Annotated in this window: 19 protein-coding genes; 4 read left to right on the top strand and 15 right to left on the bottom strand. The window is 63.7% G+C overall.

Features of this window, described 5'->3' with window-relative positions; all coding sequences use genetic code 11:
• Positions 1-8 precede the first annotated feature (8 nt).
• Together A8M77_RS00610 and A8M77_RS00605 are read right to left on the bottom strand one after the other, a co-directional pair.
• Positions 9-758: a DUF2285 domain-containing protein gene (locus A8M77_RS00610; protein WP_035884631.1), complete on the bottom strand. Its 750-nt coding sequence runs from the start codon at positions 756-758 to the stop codon at positions 9-11.
• 345 nt (positions 759-1103) lie between these two features.
• Positions 1104-1451: a DUF2958 domain-containing protein gene (locus A8M77_RS00605; RefSeq protein WP_017407756.1), complete on the bottom strand. Its 348-nt coding sequence runs from the start codon at positions 1449-1451 to the stop codon at positions 1104-1106.
• A gap of 223 nt (positions 1452-1674) precedes the next feature.
• Here A8M77_RS00605 and A8M77_RS00600 point away from each other — a divergent pair, with 223 nt between their 5' ends.
• Positions 1675-1968 (top strand): helix-turn-helix domain-containing protein, encoded by a 294-nt coding sequence (locus A8M77_RS00600; RefSeq protein ID WP_016452551.1) that lies wholly within the window; start codon positions 1675-1677, stop codon positions 1966-1968.
• Positions 1969-2335: 367 nt separating this feature from the next.
• Here A8M77_RS00600 and A8M77_RS00590 read toward each other — a convergent pair whose 3' ends face one another.
• Positions 2336-2656, bottom strand: coding sequence for a DUF736 domain-containing protein (locus A8M77_RS00590; protein ID WP_017407758.1), 321 nt, complete (start codon positions 2654-2656; stop codon positions 2336-2338).
• An 808-nt stretch (positions 2657-3464) separates the two neighbouring features.
• Between A8M77_RS00590 and A8M77_RS00575 the strand changes: the two genes are divergently transcribed.
• The gene (locus tag A8M77_RS00575; RefSeq protein ID WP_017407759.1) at positions 3465-3983 is read left to right on the top strand and encodes a GNAT family N-acetyltransferase; all 519 of its coding nucleotides are present in this window, start codon (positions 3465-3467) and stop codon (positions 3981-3983) included.
• Positions 3984-4112: 129 nt separating this feature from the next.
• On the opposite strand, the gene A8M77_RS00570 is transcribed toward A8M77_RS00575, so the two are convergent.
• From A8M77_RS00570 to A8M77_RS00510, 12 genes are all read right to left on the bottom strand, one after another.
• Positions 4113-4322: a hypothetical protein gene (locus A8M77_RS00570; RefSeq protein WP_017407760.1), complete on the bottom strand. Its 210-nt coding sequence runs from the start codon at positions 4320-4322 to the stop codon at positions 4113-4115.
• Between the two features lie 62 nt (positions 4323-4384).
• Positions 4385-6436: a ParB/RepB/Spo0J family partition protein gene (locus tag A8M77_RS00565; RefSeq protein ID WP_035884633.1), complete on the bottom strand. Its 2052-nt coding sequence runs from the start codon at positions 6434-6436 to the stop codon at positions 4385-4387.
• Positions 6437-6511: 75 nt separating this feature from the next.
• A complete protein-coding gene (locus A8M77_RS00560) occupies positions 6512-7336 on the bottom strand; it encodes a DUF932 domain-containing protein (protein ID WP_035884634.1) in 825 nt (274 codons plus the stop codon).
• Positions 7337-8129: 793 nt separating this feature from the next.
• Positions 8130-8519 carry a hypothetical protein gene (locus A8M77_RS00555; protein ID WP_017407442.1) on the bottom strand — a complete coding sequence of 130 codons (390 nt, stop codon included), beginning with the start codon at positions 8517-8519 and terminating at the stop codon, positions 8130-8132.
• A gap of 344 nt (positions 8520-8863) precedes the next feature.
• Entirely contained in the window at positions 8864-10741 is a 1878-nt protein-coding gene (locus tag A8M77_RS00550) for an ATP-binding protein (RefSeq protein WP_017407441.1), read from the bottom strand.
• Positions 10738-11235, bottom strand: a complete 498-nt coding sequence (locus tag A8M77_RS00545) for an ABC-three component system middle component 2 (protein ID WP_026062902.1) — start codon at positions 11233-11235, stop codon at positions 10738-10740. Before A8M77_RS00545 ends, A8M77_RS00550 begins: the two co-directional genes overlap by 4 nt.
• A complete protein-coding gene (locus tag A8M77_RS00540) occupies positions 11232-12320 on the bottom strand; it encodes an ABC-three component system protein (RefSeq protein ID WP_017407439.1) in 1089 nt (362 codons plus the stop codon). Before A8M77_RS00540 ends, A8M77_RS00545 begins: the two co-directional genes overlap by 4 nt.
• On the bottom strand, positions 12317-13312 hold the full coding sequence (locus A8M77_RS00535) for a restriction endonuclease (protein WP_017407438.1): 996 nt from the start codon (positions 13310-13312) through the stop codon (positions 12317-12319). The genes A8M77_RS00540 and A8M77_RS00535 overlap by 4 nt, the downstream gene beginning before the upstream one ends.
• Positions 13313-13384: 72 nt before the next feature.
• On the bottom strand, positions 13385-13708 hold the full coding sequence (locus A8M77_RS00530) for a HigA family addiction module antitoxin (protein WP_043855156.1): 324 nt from the start codon (positions 13706-13708) through the stop codon (positions 13385-13387).
• 231 nt (positions 13709-13939) lie between these two features.
• Positions 13940-15076 (bottom strand): PDDEXK nuclease domain-containing protein, encoded by a 1137-nt coding sequence (locus tag A8M77_RS00525; RefSeq protein WP_026062901.1) that lies wholly within the window; start codon positions 15074-15076, stop codon positions 13940-13942.
• Complete coding sequence (locus A8M77_RS00520) at positions 15073-16272, bottom strand: tyrosine-type recombinase/integrase (protein ID WP_035884635.1); 1200 nt, start codon at positions 16270-16272, stop codon at positions 15073-15075. Before A8M77_RS00520 ends, A8M77_RS00525 begins: the two co-directional genes overlap by 4 nt.
• Positions 16273-16548: 276 nt before the next feature.
• Positions 16549-17370 (bottom strand): alpha/beta fold hydrolase, encoded by an 822-nt coding sequence (locus A8M77_RS00510; protein ID WP_086919666.1) that lies wholly within the window; start codon positions 17368-17370, stop codon positions 16549-16551.
• A gap of 333 nt (positions 17371-17703) precedes the next feature.
• Here A8M77_RS00510 and A8M77_RS00505 point away from each other — a divergent pair, with 333 nt between their 5' ends.
• Together A8M77_RS00505 and A8M77_RS00500 are read left to right on the top strand one after the other, a co-directional pair.
• A complete protein-coding gene (locus tag A8M77_RS00505) occupies positions 17704-17940 on the top strand; it encodes a DUF3606 domain-containing protein (protein WP_086919665.1) in 237 nt (78 codons plus the stop codon).
• Between the two features lie 7 nt (positions 17941-17947).
• Positions 17948-18553: an alpha-ketoglutarate-dependent dioxygenase AlkB gene (locus tag A8M77_RS00500; RefSeq protein WP_086919664.1), complete on the top strand. Its 606-nt coding sequence runs from the start codon at positions 17948-17950 to the stop codon at positions 18551-18553.
• The last annotated feature ends 10 nt before the right edge of the window (positions 18554-18563 follow it).

Raw genomic sequence — 18563 nt, 5'->3', positions numbered from 1 at the left:
GATCCTGCTCAGGGTCGTTTTGCGTCCTCTTCAAAACGACCCTTCTCAAGCGGCGGGAGCTGTGCTAGGCGGCGATAGCCGCCGCGCATCAGCGCATCGCCGCGCCGCACCAGGCGGCGCACCTTGGAGCGCAGGCCGCCGTCGCTGTACCAGCCGGCCGCGGCGTCCGCACCGAACAAGCCCTCGGCCACGTCGCGCAAGGACGCGCCCGCCAGGGTGGCGTCGAGCGCCTGCAGGGTGTGCAGCTCCAGCAGCGCCGCAGGCGGTGGCCGGGGCCGCGCCATGGGCGTAGGTGTGTCGGGTGCGTGCGTGGTGCTGCGATCGCGGTGGGCGTAAGCCACCGCCATGCCGTCCTCGAGGCCAGGCGCCAGCGCATAGCGCTGGCAAAGGCCGGGGCTGCGCGCGATCAGCGCCAGACCCTTGCCGTCGTGCAGCAGCTGCTTGTGGCCGGGGATGCGCCAGAACGCGAAGGCGGTGGCCTCCGGAGGCGGGTCGGCATCCGGGTGAAGCTGCACCACGGCCTCATGGCCGGGGAGCCAGGCAGGATGCGCGTCACGCGCATCCAGGGTCGGGTCTTCCAACAAACGCAAGCCCCAATGATGCGCAGCGTCGGGGCGGCGCGCACGGCGCAGCCAGTCGATCCGGTAGTCGGGATGGCGGCGCAGGTACTCCCAGGCCAGTGCGAGCGTGTCCAGGCACAGGACGTAGAGGTAGGCGGCAGTCGGATACCAGGGCGCGAAGTGGCGCAGCTCGGCCATGACGCAAGCTCCCATATAACCGCAGGACTGCCGTCACAGATTTCACATGCAAACTTCACCGCGTCGAACCAGCATCCAATCGTGAATAAGCTGGTAGATTAGTAACTTGCGTGTCAAGACGAAATGCATCGGATGGGTTGCATGGATCGTCTGAATGCGACGGTGGCACGCGAGGACATACGCGCCTCCTGCGATATCCACCGTGCCCGATGCCACGGCCGGCATCATGACCGTTTGCGTCACGATGGCACCGATTTGTTGCAATAGTGCGGACTAAGGCCGGACGGGTCCGGGGCAAGACCGAAAGAGTCTCAATGCGCCCGGCTTGGCCTGGGCGCGAACGGCTCAATCGAGGATGGAGCCGTTCTCCTGGGCCAGCCGTAGGTACTCCGACAACGGGCGCACCGCCCGGAAATACCGGTCCCGCATCACGGGCTGTTTGCTCGGCCCGACGATGGATGCGAGATCGGACAGCTTGATTTTGCCCAGCTCGGGCATGCCGATCCCCAAGTCGATCAGGCCATGGGCCGTATCGCCGTCGGCGGGGTCGAGCGACACCAGCAGCCAGGTGGCGTGTGCATCCGGCGTGAACAGCCGCACCACGGGCAGCGGGTCGATGACCCGGCCAGCGGCGCGGGCCTGGCCGTGTTCCAGCAACAGCCTGCGCTCGTCCTCGGTGATGAGCTGGTTCATGAGCGTCCCCTCATTCGCACAAAACCGCCGAAGCGTGAAAGCGCAAAACCGCATTGGCGGGTTTGTGGAAAGGCACGGACGCGGCTTTGCGCTTCTGTGAGAAGCCGCAGATACGGATTTCCGTAAAAGCACGAAAGCGGCAGGCGGGCATGGTTGAACACTATAGATTGTAGTCCTATAGGGCGCAATCGGCTGTCATCTTGGATTTTGGGGAGATCCAGGGTTGGCAGCGAAACATACATTGTCGGAGGCACTAAAGACCATCAGGAAAGCGCGTGGATTGAGCCAGGAGGCGTTCTCCGACGTGTCCAGCCGCACCTACATGAGCACGCTGGAGCGCGACCTCAAAAGCCCCACCTTGAACAAGCTGGCCGAGCTGTGCGAGGTCATGGAGGTGCACCCGCTCACGCTGCTGACGCTGGCCTATGCCGGCGACGATCTGCAGCAGGTCGATCAGCTTCTGGTGCAGGTGCGCCAGGAGTTGGAGACTGTGGCGAAGAAGAGTGACACGCCATAGCGTGCGACGTCGCTGGCGTGGCCGATCCGGCGCTGCCGGTTCGGGGGATTGCAGGGGCGCCAAGCATCGCGCGGCGGGGATAGGCCGCAGGGCTTTCCCCCGGAGGCAAGCGCAGCGCGCAGCGCCGCAGGCGCGAAGGCGTGAGGGATTGGAGCCGGATGGCCGTGACGGCGAAGTCGGCACGGGGCGCAGCCCGTAAAGCCCGGCGGTGCACGGCACCGACACGCCCGGCCGTTCTTGCAAACCGAAGGCTGCAACGTTCAGGAAGCAACTCGACACGGCGCAGCCCAGGCGGTGGTGTCGCCTCCTTGAAGTGCCGCGAAAGCAGCACAGCGCCCCGCCGCAATGGGCGGGGCGCTGGCAGCCGTCACGCCGCTTGGGGCTTGCTGCGCGACCAGATCAGGTCGTGTGTCCCGTCCTCGCCTTCGCCTTCGATCAGGCGGGCATAGACCGTGGCCGGGAATGAAGGATCGTCGAGGGTCACGGAGATGTATTCCCGCCCGGCCTCGCTGGTCTTCTTCCATGCCGCGCCGATGTCGTGGCTGGCGGCCTGCAGGCGAAAGTCCGGGGCCTTCTCGTTGTCGCCCTTGTCGTTGGGCACCAGCTTGACCTTGACGTTGAGCGTCAGGGTGCGAAGCGTGCCGGTGTAGCCGTCTTTGTCTGCGGTGAAGCTGCCGATGTTGGCCATGATGGATCTCCTTTTGGTGGAACAAGGTTCGCGCCCATCGCGTCCTTGTTGTGATCCGGCCGGCGGGGGACGGGCGGGCTGCACCGCTTGCGGTCGCAACGCAGTGGAGAGCCGGGAGGCGAAAAGAATTTGGCCCGCGAGGAATCTGCGCAGCAGAGGGGAAATTGTTTTCGCCGGACGGTTGCAGCCATGAAGCCCGAGGCGCAGCCGCGCCACCGCCAGGATTCACAACAACACAAGGACGCCTTGGGCCGAACCGCATCGAAAGGAGACAGGCCGGCTCGGCATCCCCGAACGAAGGCTGCACCGGCTCGCCCACTGACGTAGGCCAGGTCAACCACCCGACGACAAGCGAGAACGCCCCTGCCGCACCTTGCGGCGCCGGTCTTCGGGCGTGGCGCAGAAGCTCCATAGCGATGCCGGGCGGGATGTCCGTGAACCGTCCTTCGTGACGTGATGGGCGAGAACCGCCAGCGTTGAGGACGGCACGTATTCGCACAACTTGCCGCAGCAAGCCACGGCGCACCCACCGAGCACTGCACATGCGGCGGGACGCTGGCCGGGCCGATCCGGCGCAGCCGGTTCGACGGTATCGAGGGGCGCCAAGCCCGCGCGGCGGGGATAGCCCGTAGGGCTTTCCCCTGGAGGCAAGCACAGCGCGCAGCGCCGCAGGCGCGAAGGCGTGAGGGATCAAAGCCGAATGGCCGTGACAGCGAAGTCGGCACGGGGCGCAGCCCGAGAGCCCGGCGGCGCTATGCGCCGACACGCCCAGGCCGTTCTATATTCTGAGAAGGGAACGCAGAACACCATGACCATCCAGCTCCGACACGAAACCCCGGACGACATCGCGGCCATCGAGGCCGTGACCATTGCCGCCTTCGCCAATGCACCACACACCAGCCACACGGAGCAATTCATCGTGCGTGCATTGCGCGACGCTAACGAATTGGCGCTTTCCATCGTGGCCGAAGAACATGGCCAGGTCATCGGCCACGTCGCACTGTCGCCCGTGGCCATCACCGACGGCCACCGCCACAAGGCCAAAGGCTGGTACGGCCTGGGGCCGATCTCCGTGCTACCGCAAAAGCAAGGACAAGGCATCGGCGCGGGCCTGATGGAACAGGCGCTGGCCGAACTGCGGGACATGCAGGCCGCAGGCTGCGTGCTCTTGGGAGAACCCACGTACTACGCGCGCTTTGGCTTTCAGGCCCATGCGGGCCTGCAACTGCCGGGCGTGCCGCCCGGTTATTTCATGGCACTGGCCTTCCACGGGCCAATGCCCGAAGGCATCGCGCAGTACAGCGATGCCTTCAACGCCGCCGCCTGAGTGCCAACGAAGGCGGCGGCGTGGTGTTCTTGATGGGCTGTTCGGATTCAACACCGGGCGCGGCCACTGCCGTGCCCGGATTTTTGAATCCACCGGCCCCAGCGCGAAACGCTGGGGCCGGTGCTGGCGTCATTCCTTGGTTTCGATGATCCACCACACGGCGCGCTGCAAGGCGCGGCCCGTGATGGGGTGAATGTCGGTGAGGTCGGCATGGGCCGTCCAACCCGAGGGCGGGCGGTAGCCGCGCACGTCGCCATCGCCGTGCCAGCGGCGGGCGCGCACCGTGCCGGGAGCGTAGATCGCCGCCATGCGCGGGTGGCTGGTGGTGGTGCGGGTCATGGGAATTTCTCCTTGCAGCGAAGCGCCCCGGTTTAGGCCGGGGCGCTTGCCTTCGGCACGGGTCAAGCGGCCAACGCTTCGGCGGGTTCACCCGCCACGGTGGTGACTGCCTCCGCACCGTCCTGCGAGCCTTGCTCGGGCACGCCATCCATCTTGAAAATGACGGGCATCCAACCCTTGCCGTTCACCAGCCGCTCGGCCTCGCGGGCAATGTCGGCCTTCTTGAGCTTCGCCAGCCGGTTGACGCTCTCGGGCGCGAATTCGCCCACGGCTTGCAGAACGGCCGCCTTCGGGACATGCTTGAAATAGCCTTCCGCAGTCGGTTGCCACCACGCGGCCATGTCGAGGCCCACGGCCTGCGCCAGTTCTTCGCCCGGCTGCTGCGCCGTGGCGCGCAGCGTCACCACATCCACCGTGGATGCCACGCACACGGCCAGTAGCTTGACCAACTCGCCTTGCCCCATCGCCAGCAGCGCGGCGAACAGTGCGGCGCTGTCCTCGGGCAACTTGCCGCCCCACGTCTGCTGCGATTCGCGGAGCGCTACGGCGGCGGGAGACTCGGGCCAGTCCGGTGCCATGCCTTCCAGCCGGTCTTGAATTTTCAGGCTCACGCCCAGCGGCATATCGTGGCCGTAGTAGCGGCCCTGAAAGACGGTCTGCACCATGCCATGCACCAGCACGGCCAGCGCCACCTGTGGATGCTGGGCTACCTCGATTTGCAGCGCCGCCGTGCGGTGCGCGCTCAGGCGTTGGGCCAGCCGGTCGGAAATCGCTGCGGCCTTGGGCTGCACGTCTTCCTCGCCTTCGTCATCGTTCGCGGCGTCCGGGTCGCTAAAGCCTTGGCGCAACTTCTCCAGCGTGCGAAGGGCTTTCGCCTCGGCCTCGCGCAGCAGCCCTCGATGAATCACGGCCTCGCCGTTGCGGTCGATGGTGACGATGGCACCGGCTGCGGCCTTCACATTCGCGCCGTATCCCTGCAAGCCTTCTTCCAGTGCCTGCAACTGCTCGCTCAGGGCTTCGCCTTCCTCCTGCAAGGCATCGGCCTTGTCCTCGTCGTCGGCGTCCATCGCGGCATCCACCGCTTCGGCCACCTCCTGCATCTTGGCTTGCAGCTTCTCGATGCGCTGCGCTTCGCGCTTGTTGGGTTCGCGCCGCTCCCTCGGGGCGCGCTGGAAGGCGTGCAGGTCGGCATGGGTCATGCCCGGCGTGGCATCGGCCCAAGCCCAGCCCTCGGCCTTCACCTCGGCGGCGATGCCGGTCAGCTTGTCTTGCGCCAGCCGTTCCAGCAGTGCGGCGTCGGTCAGATACACGCCCGCATCTCCTTCCGCGAACAGGTCACGCCGGATACCACCGCCCGCCTGCTCGTAGGCGTCCAACCCAACGAAGCGCACCAGCGGATGCCGGTAGGCGTCAATCTCGCGCTCGGTCAGACGCTCGCGCAAGTGCGAGGGGTGACGCTGCCACTGTGGGGCGTCGTAGTAGGCGGCTTCCTGTGCCGCGTGGTCATCCGTCCCGGCCAGGGCCATCAGTTGGTCAAGGCTCACGGCATCGGCGCGATAGTCCTCCATCAGGCGCGGCGAGACATTCGCCAGCTTCAAGCGGCGCTGCACCACCAGCGGCGTGACGGAGAAATCCGCTGCAATGTCCTCGATGGGACGGCCTTCGGCCACCAGCGCGGCGAACGCCTCGAACTGGTCAGCCGGGTGCATGGCTTCACGCTGCACGTTCTCGGTGAGACTGGCAGTGCGGGCCGTGCCATCGGCCACTTGCAGGCAAGGCACCTGCCAATCCTTGGCGATGCGGTGTTTCTTCGCCAGCAGCTTCAAAGCTGCGAGGCGACGGCCACCGGCCACCACCTCGTATTGCAGGCCATCGGCGGCGGGAATCACGATCAGGTTTTGCAGCAGGCCCACGCGCTGGATGGATGCGGCCAGTTCAGGGATGGACATGCGCGGGGTCTTGCGCACGTTGCGGCCCGTGGGGCGCAGCACCAGACGCGACAGCGGCACCAGGATCATGTGCTTGCTCGGGTCGGCGGCTTGCAGCACGTTCGCGGCGCTGTTGGCTGCGGTCTGGACGGCGCGGGCTTCGGTGGTGGTGGTAACGGCGTTCATGGTGAATCTCCAAACAAGTGAAACAAGGGAATGGAGGGGAAACCGCCCCTCCGGCGGGAAAAGCGCCAGAGGGGGTCAGGCTTTGAGAGCACGCATGCCATCGGCCAGCAGCCACAGGGCGCGGTTCAGGCGAATGTCCGAATCAATGCCCTGCACGGGGCGGGTCTGCTGGCGGCGTCCGTTGGTGCTGCGCCCGGACAGGCCGCCCTTGGTCAAGTTCTCCTGCGTGCGGTTGAACACGCTCCACAGGTCGGGGCGGCGGTCGTCGAAGCGGCGCGGCATCAGGATTTGTGATTCCGAGATCGGTGCGGGCTTGGTCGGGTCGTCGTACTTGAGGGCCAGCGCGGCGCGGGCGAACACTTCCGATTCACCGGCGTCCAGCGTGATGGCCTGCATGGATTCGCGCGATTCCTGCGCATGCTCGAAGCCACCCAGCACCTGATAGGCTCCCTCGATGACATGCCCGGCTACGTCGCCTTTGTGGGGCACGCGCACATCGCCCACGGTGTCGCCGCATACAAGGCCATTGCTGCACACGAAGCGGAACATGCCGCCCAGCAATTGATAGCTGCTCGTGCCGTCGTGCGAGTTCAGCAGGATGATTTCGTTGGCTTCGCGAGCGTTGATCTGGTTGGCATGGCGCAGGCGCAGCATGTGTTTCGTGTGCTCGCGCCGGCCCTCGTTGCGCACGCGGGTCTGGCACACCATGAAGGGTTGAAACCCTTCCTTTCGAAGCTCGGTCAACACGGCAGCCGTGGGGATGTAGGCGTATCGCTCGGAACGGCTCTCATGCGGGGCATCCGCGAAGATGGACGGGGCCACCTTGCGAATCTGGTCATCGGACAGAGGGGTTTCGCTGCGCTGCGCGGGGGAGTGGGAAGCAAAACGGGTTGCAAGCATGTCGTTCTCCTGAACAAAAAGGCTGTTGAAGAAAACCGCACACCGGATTCCTAGATTCGGAGCCCAGCCTTTCGGCTGTTCGGTGCGGTCGGCACGAGGAACCCGGTTGGCCCTGTTGCCACCGTCTTTCCTGAGTTCATCGCCCGCGACGGTCAGGAGCGCGCGGACGGGGGCCGTCAAGGAGACAAGCGCAGGGTTGGTGCGGCCCGCAGGCGCAGCCGAGGACACGGCCCTGCGCGCCTTGACGGCACATGGCCGCGGGCTACAGTCGCGAGCAAGGTGATGGAGTCAGGAAAGACGGCTGAACAAGGCAACGGCCATCCTTGTGTGCCGACCGCACGGCAAGCGAAGCGCGCAGGCCCGGATCTGGAAGCCGGGCCGGAGGCGTCAGTCGAGCAGCGCGAGGGAACGATGGAAGCCCGATAGGGGCGAGACGCCGAAGGCGGCTCGATGCGCAGCACGACAGCGCGACCGGCCATCTCCCAGTTGGCCGGGGACGCCCTGACTTCAATGCTCGATGAAAACCACGCCCAGGACGAACTTTATGCACAAGGCATAGAGGGAGTTGGCTCTGCTGTTGAAACTGCGGTTGGTTTCTGGCCGATCCGGCGCAGCCGGTTCGGCGGTCTTCGAGGGGCGCCAAGCATCGCGCGGCGGGGATAGCCCGCAGGGCTTTCCCCTGGAGGCAAGCGAAGCGCGTAGCGCCGCAGGCGCGAAGGCATCGGCATCGGACGCAGCAAAAGAAAAAGGCGCGTCGTCCTCTCGGGCGACGCGCCAGGTTGCCAACGCGCGATCAGTTCGCCGCCGGCGACACCATCGCTTCAAGCTGCTCGATGACGCCCGGCTCGACGAAGACGCAAGGCTGGTTAGCCTCGATCGGGACGTTGAACATCTTGGAGAACACGTGACGCTTCAGGTGCGCCAGCCGGCCCGTTCGATAAGCCTGCTCGGGCTTCACGCTGCCATTCGGCGAGCCGCTGCGCTGCGGGTCGCATTCGACCAGCGCGACGAAATCATCGTCGGCCAGCTTCTGGTGTTCGGCGCACAGACCCCAGCCTGTCGTCGTGTGGCGCTCCATGCTCGCGCGCAGGCGCTTGTCGAGCAGGATGGCGCCGGTGTCGAAGGCCACGCCGCAGACCAGGCAGACGTGTTGTTCCATCGAAACGTGTGATTTGTCGTTCATGACGATCTCCGGTTGCTCGGGCGGAATTGCCCGGAACCGTCGTCAGCACGGCGCAGTGCAAGCAGTCAGGGGTCGCAGACGGCCGCCAGGACGCAAGCGCGCAAGGCGCGCGCCGCCCTTGACGGCGAGAACGCCGTGATACGGTGAAGGAGACAGCAAGGCCGCCTACCGACCTCCATCGAAGGCACGGACAGGCAAGCGCAGCGCGCAGGCCCCAAGGGCCGGAGGCGTCAGGGATGCGGTAGGCTGGCGAAGCCAGTCCCTTTAGGGATGAGCGGAAAGCGAACCTGGAGAAGCCCGGCCCGCGACGCGGGGACGCACAGAAACATGGCGCCCCGAATTACTTACGGTGCAGGGCTCGTTGCATGCGGGAACAAACCGTACCGACCATGATGAGGGTTCTTACCGAACATCAGTGATTGCTCGCGTTTCATGATCGAATCAGGCGGGTCGGTGTTCTCGACCACGATGACCTGTGTGTCGTTGGGCAATGCTTCAAGGTAGGCGTAGAACTTCTCCTGAAGGTCCGTGCCGGTCAAATCATCTTCTGTTCCATCGGGTTCTCGATACGCAAGCAAGGGAGAGTCGAGAACGACAAATCCTGTGTGCGGCGTCTGACGCGCGCGGCAGAAGGCGAACAACCCGAGAGTGAATGCCGCATGTGTAATGGCACGAAGGCCCTTGCCGAACGCGCTGCGAGACTTCCCCGCAATGACAAGATCGCGCGTTTTGGAGTCGAAGTACACATCTCCGGCCTCGGGGAAATGCCAGCCCGTCAGGATGCTCTCGACAGTCTTGGCAAAGCCATGAGCTACGGTAGTGGGGATGTCAGCGTTGGTGAGAGTTCCGGCCTTCTCATCGTCGGCGCCCTTCTCAAGATCGGCGCGGCGTCGTTCCATATCTTGCACCGTGGCATAGAGTCCCAGCGCCTCGCGCACCTCGGCGCGCTTGTCGGCAAAATCGGAATAGGATTTTCGAAGGGTTGAAAGCTTTGGTGCGATCAGCTCTTCAACCGCCGAAGAGATTGATGCCAGTTCTTGGACTACGTTGGGCATCTTGCGGTCAAAGTTGCCGCTCTCGCGTTCAAGGCTATGCACAGTCGCTGCAAGCTCAGCGCGCAAGACCTCGATTTTGTAAATCTCCTGTCGTGCTGCCTGAACAACGGCGTCAATGTCTCCATTGCATTCAGCGTCGGTGCGGTGATGTGTGGGCTCCGCACCGCAGAGGGGGCAGTACCCGGAGCCCAGTACGTTGAATAAGGTTCCGCCTTCCTCGATAGCGCGCAGCCGTTCGATATCGGATGCGTAGTGCTTATCGAGAAGGCTGAACCGCTCAAGCATCGCCCCGACCTCTGCACGTCGCTCACGGCTTTCTTCCAGCTTCTTGCGCAGTTCGCGCCGCTTCCCAGCGGCCTCCTGAAATTCGGCTTCAGTGGTATTTACCTGGACTGCCTGCTGACGGAGCGAGGCATCAATCTTCTCTAGCTGCTCCTCCAACTCCTTCGGACTCTTGGTCAATTCCTTGAGCCGCTCACGGTAATCGTCGAGCAGTTGGTCAAGAAGTTTCAGTTGCGCCTCACGCGACAGTTCCTCTGGCTCACGCTTATTGCTGGCGACCAGCGCAGAGTCATCCGTGCCAGTCAAAAGCAACTTGAACGTTGCGAGATTCGGCGTGTTGGCGATGGGATTGCCGTCAAAGAGCGGTGAGCTTTGTTGTGTGATCTCCGTCTCGTTGACGATCATCAGGCGCGCAATATTGCGAAAGCTCAGGCTGTTGGTTTCGTTCTTGGAGTTCCTGCGGACACGCTTGCCACCAAGGCCGCACAAGCCCAACAAGAACGAAGACAGGTTTTCGTCATTCTTGTCGCTGTGCTGTTCATCAAGCTGCTTGTACCGAACATCGGCCGCAGGTGGCGTCTGATGTAAGTCTTCGTAGAGTCGAAATCCACCACCGTCCATGCTGCGCCAGAGCGTGAAGGCCTTCCCGTCCAGCGTCTCAAGACCCAGAAGAATGAGGTCGTAACCGACACGCTCAGGAATGTCGCGCAAGGGCGGCTTGCCGCCGAGCATGAAGTCGATGGCTTCGACGATGAAAGATTTTCCAGTGTTCGATGCGCCATATATGACATTCAGACCGGGGCCGAAAGTCACGGTTGCGGGCGGCTTCTGCGGGCCGAAAAAGCCGAGAAATCGCAAGCGGATGCCGGGAGTAGCGGCCGTCATGCTTTTTCGCCCCCCAAGCTCCGCTCGACCTGTTGGAATTCCTCGACCCACTTGTCAAAGAAGCGGCGCATGACACCCTTGAATTGTTCGTCAGTGAGGCCGCCGAGGGTTTCGACAAGCCAGGTGGCTCGATCCTTCAGGGCCAACAGATAGCTCGACGAAACTGACGAAAGGAACGTTTCAGCGCTTTCGCCCGCACCATATTTAATGCCATCGGGTGTGACTTCGCGCTCTACGAGATCTCGGGTCATCATGAGAAGTAGCGATTGCTCGACCAGCTTGCGGCGCACCAGCAATTCAGCCGAGTGCATCGGCGTCGGTGGATGCAAATTGTCCGGGCCGTTGATATCGCCTGTGTGGACAAGAAGGTAGTCAAGGGCGACAAGTCGCTGAAGGTCGTAGGTCTGCGGAAAGGCGGCTGCCAGAATTGACACCGCGCGGATACCGGCCTCAAGCGGCCCATTGAATGTGATCGGCTTGCGTTCCAGGCTCATGATCGTGTCCACCGCAGGCGATCCTCATTCGCGAGTTGATGGCAGATTCCATCTCTATCTTTGGGGTTCGTACAGGTGATGAGGGCGTTCGCCGTGATTTGCATATCGCGAGCAGCCTTGGTGACGGCACAGACCTTTTCGTAGCCATCAGCATGGTTCGCGTCGTGCGTGTCGATGACGCCGCCGTGGATGTCATCGAGCAAGGATTCAAAGGTGCCAGGCGGCACACTATCGCGGGCAAAGACGCGCAGCGACTCCGCCTCATAGAACGCTTCGCGCTGGCGACGGAAATGATCCTTGAGCTTTGGTACGGACAGGGCCGAGGGATGGGTCACGATCGACCCCGTGTGCTCGCCATATGCGCCGAGCAATTGCGTCACATAACGGCTCTCGGTGGCGGCGACTTCCTGGGGCGGCTTTTCGGAAGCAGGCCGCGCTGGTAACCCACCGCCAAAGCGCGCTGTATGAACCGGCGTGGCGCGGTGATCGTCAACAAGTTGGAGCGCTGTCTTGGCGTCGAAGATAGAGAAGTCGAAGGCATCCACATAGGCGCGGAGCGTTGCATCGAGCGGCACCGCTTGTGTGCCCGTGATCTCGTCCTTTACGTGCTTGTCCCAGTTGGCAATCAGCTCTTCGCGCAGCTTCGCAGCGTTCGCCAACAGGCGACTGAGCGATGTGCCCGCGCCTCGGGGGGCAACAAAGTAGTAATGACGGGGTGCGGCGTACTCACCGCTGTACGAGTACCAGATGACCTTGCCGAACTCAACCCAGACATCGCCGGGCCTAAGGGCGTGGTCATAGTGCTTGCACTGGTAGTTATCCCATACACCCTTGAGGCGCTTGTCGTCGGCGAATCCGGCAATGTCAATTCCCATGTCGCCAGCACCCGAGAAGCGTTGGACATGTTTGTACTTCGCCGGGAGACAGTAGTAGGCCCACTCTTCGACGAAGCCTTCCCACTCGTCTGGCGAGTAGGTCAACAGCCTTTGCTGTGGTGGAATGACGGGACCGTTCGCCACCTGCGCTGCGGTGACCGCGGTCGTGGGACTCGACGGCTTGTTGATGTTTTTCCAACTCGCCGTCATAACGCACCTTCTCCTTGGCCATCATGAGGACGGAAGTACGGGTTCTTGTGTATCTGCGCCGCCTGGACTTTTTTCGTGAAGAACTCTGCGAGGTCGTCCTGTTGTTCGAGTAGATGCACCAGCTCTTGCAGAGTCGAAAGAATCAAGACCTTGTGTTGCAGGAACTCACGTACCGTGTGAAACGCGGGATCGGTGTAGTCACTGGCAGAGATGAAAATGCCTCGAACCTCTGCGCGCGACATGAGACGAACAAGATGCTCTGATATCTCGGGTTTTCCCACCGGGTTGCGATACCACTTCATTTCAACGAAGTACAAGGTGCTACCAAGCTCAATCACGCCGTCGATCTGCTCAACGATCCCCTCCCCAGCATTGCCGACCAAATGGAAGGCTTTGTGAATGAGAACGCCATAGGCTTGGAAGAGATTGTTGAGAGCGGTCTCCAGCATCTTGCCGCGTTCCTGTGCCGTCGCTGAAGTACCAAACAGCGCATACAAACCCTGCTTGGCATTCTCGATCCTGGAAGTGCGCTCGCGCTTCTCCGCAGCGATTCGCTGCGTCTCAGCGAGGCGCGCTCGCCGTTCTTCTTCACGAGCGTTGTTCATTCGTGTGAAGGCATCCTTCTGATTGACGACTTCACGGATGCTGGCGACAAGGCCCTTGGCCTTGAGCTGATCGTCGGGCCAGCACGAATCGAAGTTTGCAAAGTCCACGACACGCCGCAGCACCTCACGTCGCTCGCGAAGAGCGGCTTCCCCCTTCGCGTTGAGGCGCTCCAGCACGGTGCGCACCATTTGGTACTTGTTGACGTCCTTTGGCGCGCTTCTCAAATGAGCGGCTATGTCCGCAGTCGTGGTGTCAGACACACCTGCGCCACGAAAGAAGACAAGCACATCTTGTTTGGATCGGTTGAGCAATGGGACAACATCCACCAGGAGATTGAACAGCTCCGGCGGATAGTGGAACGTGATGTCTGTAGCGGCATCGGTCACGCGATGCTCTCCTTACAAACACACCCACCACCGTGAGATAAGGTTTTGTTCTCCCCCGTCATAAGTCCTTTCCTATGCAGTCTTCACCTGCTTGTGGGCCTTATGGCCGCGAACGACCGGACCAGTAGGGAGCGCTCTGATGGCTAGCCCCGACTCAGCTTCCGCCAGTTCAAGGTCGGATTGCACTTGCAGGCTCATCCAGAATTGCGGGGTGTCCCCGAACCAGTGGGCAAGCCGCAACGCTGAATCGCCAGTAATCCCTCGCTTGCCATTGATGATCTGAGTAATCCTATTGGCGGGGACGCTAAGCTGGCGCGCCAACTCAGTCGGTGACACGCCAATGGCTTCCAGCCTTTGTGCGAGAACTTCACCCGGTTGATGGACTGCCGCAGTCATATTGACCTCAAAATGAACAGGCTATCGCCCCCTCGCTTCCCGTGATTCATCAGCGTTGGCGCGAGAGAATTGACGATGTACGTCAATCGTACATTACTTTTGCTTACTTGGGGCAACGCATGCGGTTCGGCAAGGGCCGGAGGCGTCAGGAATCAAGGCGAATGGCCGTGACTCGGCACGAGGCTCGGACGCAACCAGCGAAGCCCGACGGAGGAACGCGAGGACGCTCAGCTATGGCTTGCGTTCTTTGTGGGAAAGTGCCGCGCGAGATTCGAGCAAAAGCCGCGTGCTCTCCAGCTTTTGCTGCAGCAGCTCGGCATCCGGTAGCACCATGCGGTAGTTCGCCGCCATCACCTTGGTGGGCAAGCCCTCCAGCGCGTACCTTGCCAGCGCATGGCCTTTGTCGGCGCACAGGATCAGGCCCACGGGCGGGTTCTCCTCGGGGTAGGCCCAGTGCTCCTTGGCGTAGTTGCAGTACATGTGCATCTGGCCCACGTCCGCATGGCTCAGGCTGCCCAGCTTCAGGTCGACGATGACCAGGCAGCGCAGCCGGCGATGGAACAGCAGCAAGTCCACCCGATACCAGGTCTGGTCGATACGCAACCGGCGCTGCCGCCCGATGAAGGTGAATCCCTCTCCCAGCTCCAGCAGGAAGTCTTCCAGCCGCCGGATCAAGGCGTCTTCCAGATCGGATTCCGAATACTCGTCCTTGAGGTCGAGGAACTCCAGCACATACGGGTCTTTGATGGCATCGCCGGGCGCGACGGAATCCTCGGGCTTGGCCACCGCGCCCTTGGCCAGCATCGCCGCCTTGTTTTTCGACAGCGCCGTGCGCTCGTAGAACTGGCTGCCGATCTGCCGATCCAATTGGCGCACGCTCCATCCGCCGCGCAGGGCCTCAGCTTCATAGAACTGGCGCGCATGCTCGTCCTTGACCGACAGCAGCCGCACGTAGGCCGACCAAGGCAGCGTGAAGACCTGTGCCAGCTCGTCAAGCCGCCACGGCCGCATGGGCTTCGGGGAAGATTTGCCAGACACTGTCTGGCGAATTGGCCGGGTCAGAAAGAACGATCGCATCTGCTGCAGGTTCTGGCGACTGAACCCGCGGCCGAACTGCCGTGTGAGGTCGCTGGACAGTCGCTCCATCAACTGCTCACCATAACCCGCACGCCGCTTGCCCTGTTGCTCAGCCTCCACGATGCGGCGACCAATCTCCCAATAGCTCGCCGTCATCAGTGCATTGACGCTGCGCGCCGCCGCCTGGCGCGCAGCGTCAAGCAGATCCACGATGCCGCTGTGGATGCCGGCGTAGCCGGCAGGCAAAGCAGCGGGTGCGGCTAGCACCGCCGCATGCGTCTTCCTGGTCATGCTGCTACCTCTGCGGGACGTTGCGCCTCAGTAATCGTCTTGCGCCGGTTCGCCACCAGTTCGGCGGCCTTTCGCACGGGATCATCCTCGGTATGGACGTAGCGCATGAACATCGCCACGGTCTTGTGCGCCGTCAGCGCCATGCCGACCTTGACCGGGATGCCCGAGTTGGCAATGTCGGTCGCCGAGCGGTGGCGGATACCGTGCGTGCCGACGTGCGTGGCGCCCGCCGCCTTGAGGGCGCGGCTCCAGCCGTTGTAATACTCGCCCGTGGTCAGATGCTTGCCCGGATGGCTCGGGGACGGGAGCACGTAGGGAATGCCTTCCGGCCGCGGCGCCGTCGCGAGCAGCCGATAGGCTACCTCGCTCATGGGCTTGGACATGCCGCCGGTCTTGCTGTCGGGCCAGATCACACGGCGGTTGTCCAGGTCCACCCAATCCCATTGGAGCGTCACGATTTCGGAGCGGCGGCCGGCGAACTCGAATTGCAGGCGGATCGCCAGCGGGATGACGTAGTTCTCCAGGCCCTCGGCCTCGATGTGCTCCAGTCGCCGAAACAGCTTGCCCATGTCCTCGTCGCTGATGAGGTGCGTGGCCTTGCCGTTGGGGTACATCGGGACGTGGCGGCAGGGGTTGGTGCCGTCCGGCCGGTGGCCCCACACCTCGGCCAGGTTGAACATCTTGCGCATCACGCTGAAAGCACGGTTGGCCTCGGCGGGCTTGTGGGCCATCTTCTTCATCGCTGTGGCCACGTCCGGCCGCTTCACGTCCTGCACCTTCAAACGGCCCAGCATCGGAACGATGCAGCGGTCGATGACGGCCTGATACCCGCGCTGGGTGCTGGGCTTGTTGCGCTGCTTGGAGTAGTCCTCCATGAACTTGGTGCACAGCTCCTTGACCGTGGGGGCTGAACGGGCGGCGGCCTTGGCCGCGCTGGGGTCGCCGCCTCGGCGAACCTCGGCCAGCCATTCTTGGGCCAGCGAGCGGGCCTGTTCGACCGTCAGTTCCCCATACAAGCCCAGGGCGGGCTTGCGTCGCTCGCCAGCGTTCGTGCGGTACTGGAGCATGAACACCTTGCGGCCCGCTGGTGTAACCTTGCACAGGAAGCCGGGCACCAGCGTGTCCCGGAGTTCGATGGCCTGCGCTTGGGGTTGTGCCGCATCGACTGCGGACTTGGTGAGCTTGATTTTCGCCATGATGACTCCTCGGAAAAGACCCGATTCCCAGGAGCCTTGTAGGGGCCAGCAGAGGGGAAGCCAGGTCAGGTTTCGGAAAGCACCGGCATATGTTGAACTCGCCTAAGTTATTGATAAACCTGCTGTATCGGGCTTCGGCGTAGTCCAGCGAAGTTCGGTGCTGGAGTCATGGTGAAATGAAAAAAGCCAGCCGCTTTCTAACCCGGCCGCAGCGCCCGCGAAATAGCACGATCGGCCTGTCCGACCGCGGCAGACAGGCCGGACGGCCGGTGGCGCTCAGCGCCGGATGAAAGCCAGCAGGTCGGGGTTGACCACCTCGGGATGGGTGGCGCACAGCCCGTGCGGCAGGCCGGGGTAGACCTTGAGCTCCGCGTTCTTGATCAGCTTGGCGGACAGCATGGCCGAAGCGCCGATGGGCACGATCTGGTCGTCGTCGCCGTGCATGACCAGGGTGGGCACGTCGATCTTCTTCAGATCCTCGGTGAAGTCGGTTTCCGAGAAGGCCTTGACGCAGTCGTAGTGGGCCTTGATCCCGCCCATCATGCCCTGCAGCCACCAGTGCTGGCGGATGCCCTCGGAGACCTTCGCGCCCGGCCGGTTGTAGCCGTAGAAAGGCAGCGTGATCTCGCGGTAGAACTCGGCGCGGTTGTTCGCGACGCCGGCACGGATGCCGTCGAACACGTCGATCGGCAGGCCGCCCGGATTGGCCTCGGTTTTCAGCATGATCGGCGGCACGGCACCGATCAGCACCGCCTTGGCCACGCGCTTGGAGCCATGGCGCCCCAGGTAGCGGGCCACCTCGCCGCCGCCGGTGGAATGGCCGATGTGGACCGCGTCCTTCAGGTCAAGCTTCTCGGTCAGCTCGGCCAGGTCGTCGGCATAGGTGTCCATCTCGTTGCCGGTCCAGGTCTGGGAGGAGCGGCCATGGCCGCGGCGATCGTGCGCGATCACGCGATAGCCCTGCGAGAGGAAGAACAGCATCTGGCCGTCCCAGTCGTCGCCGGACAGCGGCCAACCATGCGAGAAGACGATGGGCTGGCCCTGGCCCCAGTCCTTGTAGTAAATCTGGGTGCCGTCTCGGGTGCTGATGGTGGGCATGGAGCTTCCTCGTACTGTGGGGGTTGAACGAAAGGGATGCAGCCTGGCCGGGCCGCAGGGGGTGCCGGCACGCCGCTCGCGCACCGCCACCGGCGACCCGCATGTTCGTGCCGAAGCGGCGGCGCTGCAAGACGCAGCATGGCGCGGCGCGCACTGATGCGAATACACCGGAAGGGCCAGCCGCGGGTGCGACCAAAGACGGATGCCGGCCTGCCACCCCTCGGGCAACGCGGATTGGCTGATCTCCTACAGCACCGGCGCCGCAACCCTCCTACGGTGGTGCCTTCGGGCGAAACGGCCCGAAACGACCCATTCCCCTCCAGGAGCGAAGCCATGAAGAAACCGTCCGCACCGGCGGATGGGCCCCGGGGCGCGGCCCTCCCCGAACGCATCGACATCAGCACGGACCGGGCGCTCGACAAGTGGTGCCGCCAGCTGGACGTGACGCACGACCAGTTGCGAGAAGCGGTGCGCGCGGTGGGCAGCCGGGCCAGCGACATCGAATGGCATCTGAAGGCCGGCCGCGGCACGCCGCTGGCCAGCGTCCGCAAGGCGGGCGCATCCGCGTAGGCCTCGCATGTACGCACGCCACGCCTTCCAGGAACCGCTGTTCGACGATGACCCGGCGCTCATGCTGGAGGGCTGGCGCTACGAGGACGACTTCCTCGACGCGGGGGAAGAGCAGGATCTGCTGCACGTCGTGCGGGCGCTGCCGCTGCAGCCGATGCGGTACAAGGACTACCAGGCCCGCCGGCGCGGCATCAGCTTCGGTGGCCACTACGACTTCGATGCCAACCGGCTGCGGCCTGCGCCCGAGCTGCCGGCGGCGCTGTTGCCGCTGCGCGCCAAGGTGGCGCAGCGCATGGGCGTGCTGCCCGAGGCGCTGGTCCATGTGCTGGTGGCCGAGTACCAGCCGGGCGCGCCGCTCGGTTGGCACCGCGACGTGCCGGAGTTCGAGGAGATCGCCGGCATCTCGCTGATGGGCACCGGGCTGATGCAATTTCGCCCCTACCCGCCCCAGCGCGATGCCATGGGACGACCGATGCCCCACCTGGATCTCGTGGTCGAGCCGCGCTCGCTCTACTGCATGCGCGGACCGGCGCGCTGGCGCTGGCAGCACCGCGTGACGCCGGTGCAGGCGCTGCGCTACTCGATCACGCTGCGCACGGCGCGCAGCCCCTGAACGCAGCGCG

The sequence above is a fragment of the Variovorax sp. JS1663 genome, assembly GCF_002157355.1.
Lineage (GTDB): Bacteria > Pseudomonadota > Gammaproteobacteria > Burkholderiales > Burkholderiaceae_C > Variovorax.
This window is presented reverse-complemented; position numbering and strand designations above follow the sequence as displayed.

Bases quoted from the DNA above. Each gene is read 5' to 3' on its own strand.
- A8M77_RS00610 (WP_035884631.1), bottom strand. From the start codon at position 758: ATGGCCGAGCTGCGCCACTTCGCGCCCTGGTATCCGACTGCCGCCTAC.
- A8M77_RS00565 (WP_035884633.1), bottom strand. From the start codon at position 6,436: ATGAACGCCGTTACCACCACCACCGAAGCCCGCGCCGTCCAGACCGCA.
- A8M77_RS00510 (WP_086919666.1), bottom strand. From the start codon at position 17,370: ATGCCCACCATCAGCACCCGAGACGGCACCCAGATTTACTACAAGGAC.
- A8M77_RS00555 (WP_017407442.1), bottom strand. From the start codon at position 8,519: ATGAACGACAAATCACACGTTTCGATGGAACAACACGTCTGCCTGGTC.
- A8M77_RS00545 (WP_026062902.1), bottom strand. From the start codon at position 11,235: ATGAGCCTGGAACGCAAGCCGATCACATTCAATGGGCCGCTTGAGGCC.
- A8M77_RS00605 (WP_017407756.1), bottom strand. From the start codon at position 1,451: ATGAACCAGCTCATCACCGAGGACGAGCGCAGGCTGTTGCTGGAACAC.
- A8M77_RS00505 (WP_086919665.1), top strand. From the start codon at position 17,704: ATGAAGAAACCGTCCGCACCGGCGGATGGGCCCCGGGGCGCGGCCCTC.
- A8M77_RS00500 (WP_086919664.1), top strand. From the start codon at position 17,948: ATGTACGCACGCCACGCCTTCCAGGAACCGCTGTTCGACGATGACCCG.
- A8M77_RS00525 (WP_026062901.1), bottom strand. From the start codon at position 15,076: ATGACCAGGAAGACGCATGCGGCGGTGCTAGCCGCACCCGCTGCTTTG.
- A8M77_RS00570 (WP_017407760.1), bottom strand. From the start codon at position 4,322: ATGACCCGCACCACCACCAGCCACCCGCGCATGGCGGCGATCTACGCT.
- A8M77_RS00550 (WP_017407441.1), bottom strand. From the start codon at position 10,741: ATGACGGCCGCTACTCCCGGCATCCGCTTGCGATTTCTCGGCTTTTTC.
- A8M77_RS00575 (WP_017407759.1), top strand. From the start codon at position 3,465: ATGACCATCCAGCTCCGACACGAAACCCCGGACGACATCGCGGCCATC.
- A8M77_RS00540 (WP_017407439.1), bottom strand. From the start codon at position 12,320: ATGACGGCGAGTTGGAAAAACATCAACAAGCCGTCGAGTCCCACGACC.
- A8M77_RS00530 (WP_043855156.1), bottom strand. From the start codon at position 13,708: ATGACTGCGGCAGTCCATCAACCGGGTGAAGTTCTCGCACAAAGGCTG.
- A8M77_RS00590 (WP_017407758.1), bottom strand. From the start codon at position 2,656: ATGGCCAACATCGGCAGCTTCACCGCAGACAAAGACGGCTACACCGGC.
- A8M77_RS00560 (WP_035884634.1), bottom strand. From the start codon at position 7,336: ATGCTTGCAACCCGTTTTGCTTCCCACTCCCCCGCGCAGCGCAGCGAA.
- A8M77_RS00520 (WP_035884635.1), bottom strand. From the start codon at position 16,272: ATGGCGAAAATCAAGCTCACCAAGTCCGCAGTCGATGCGGCACAACCC.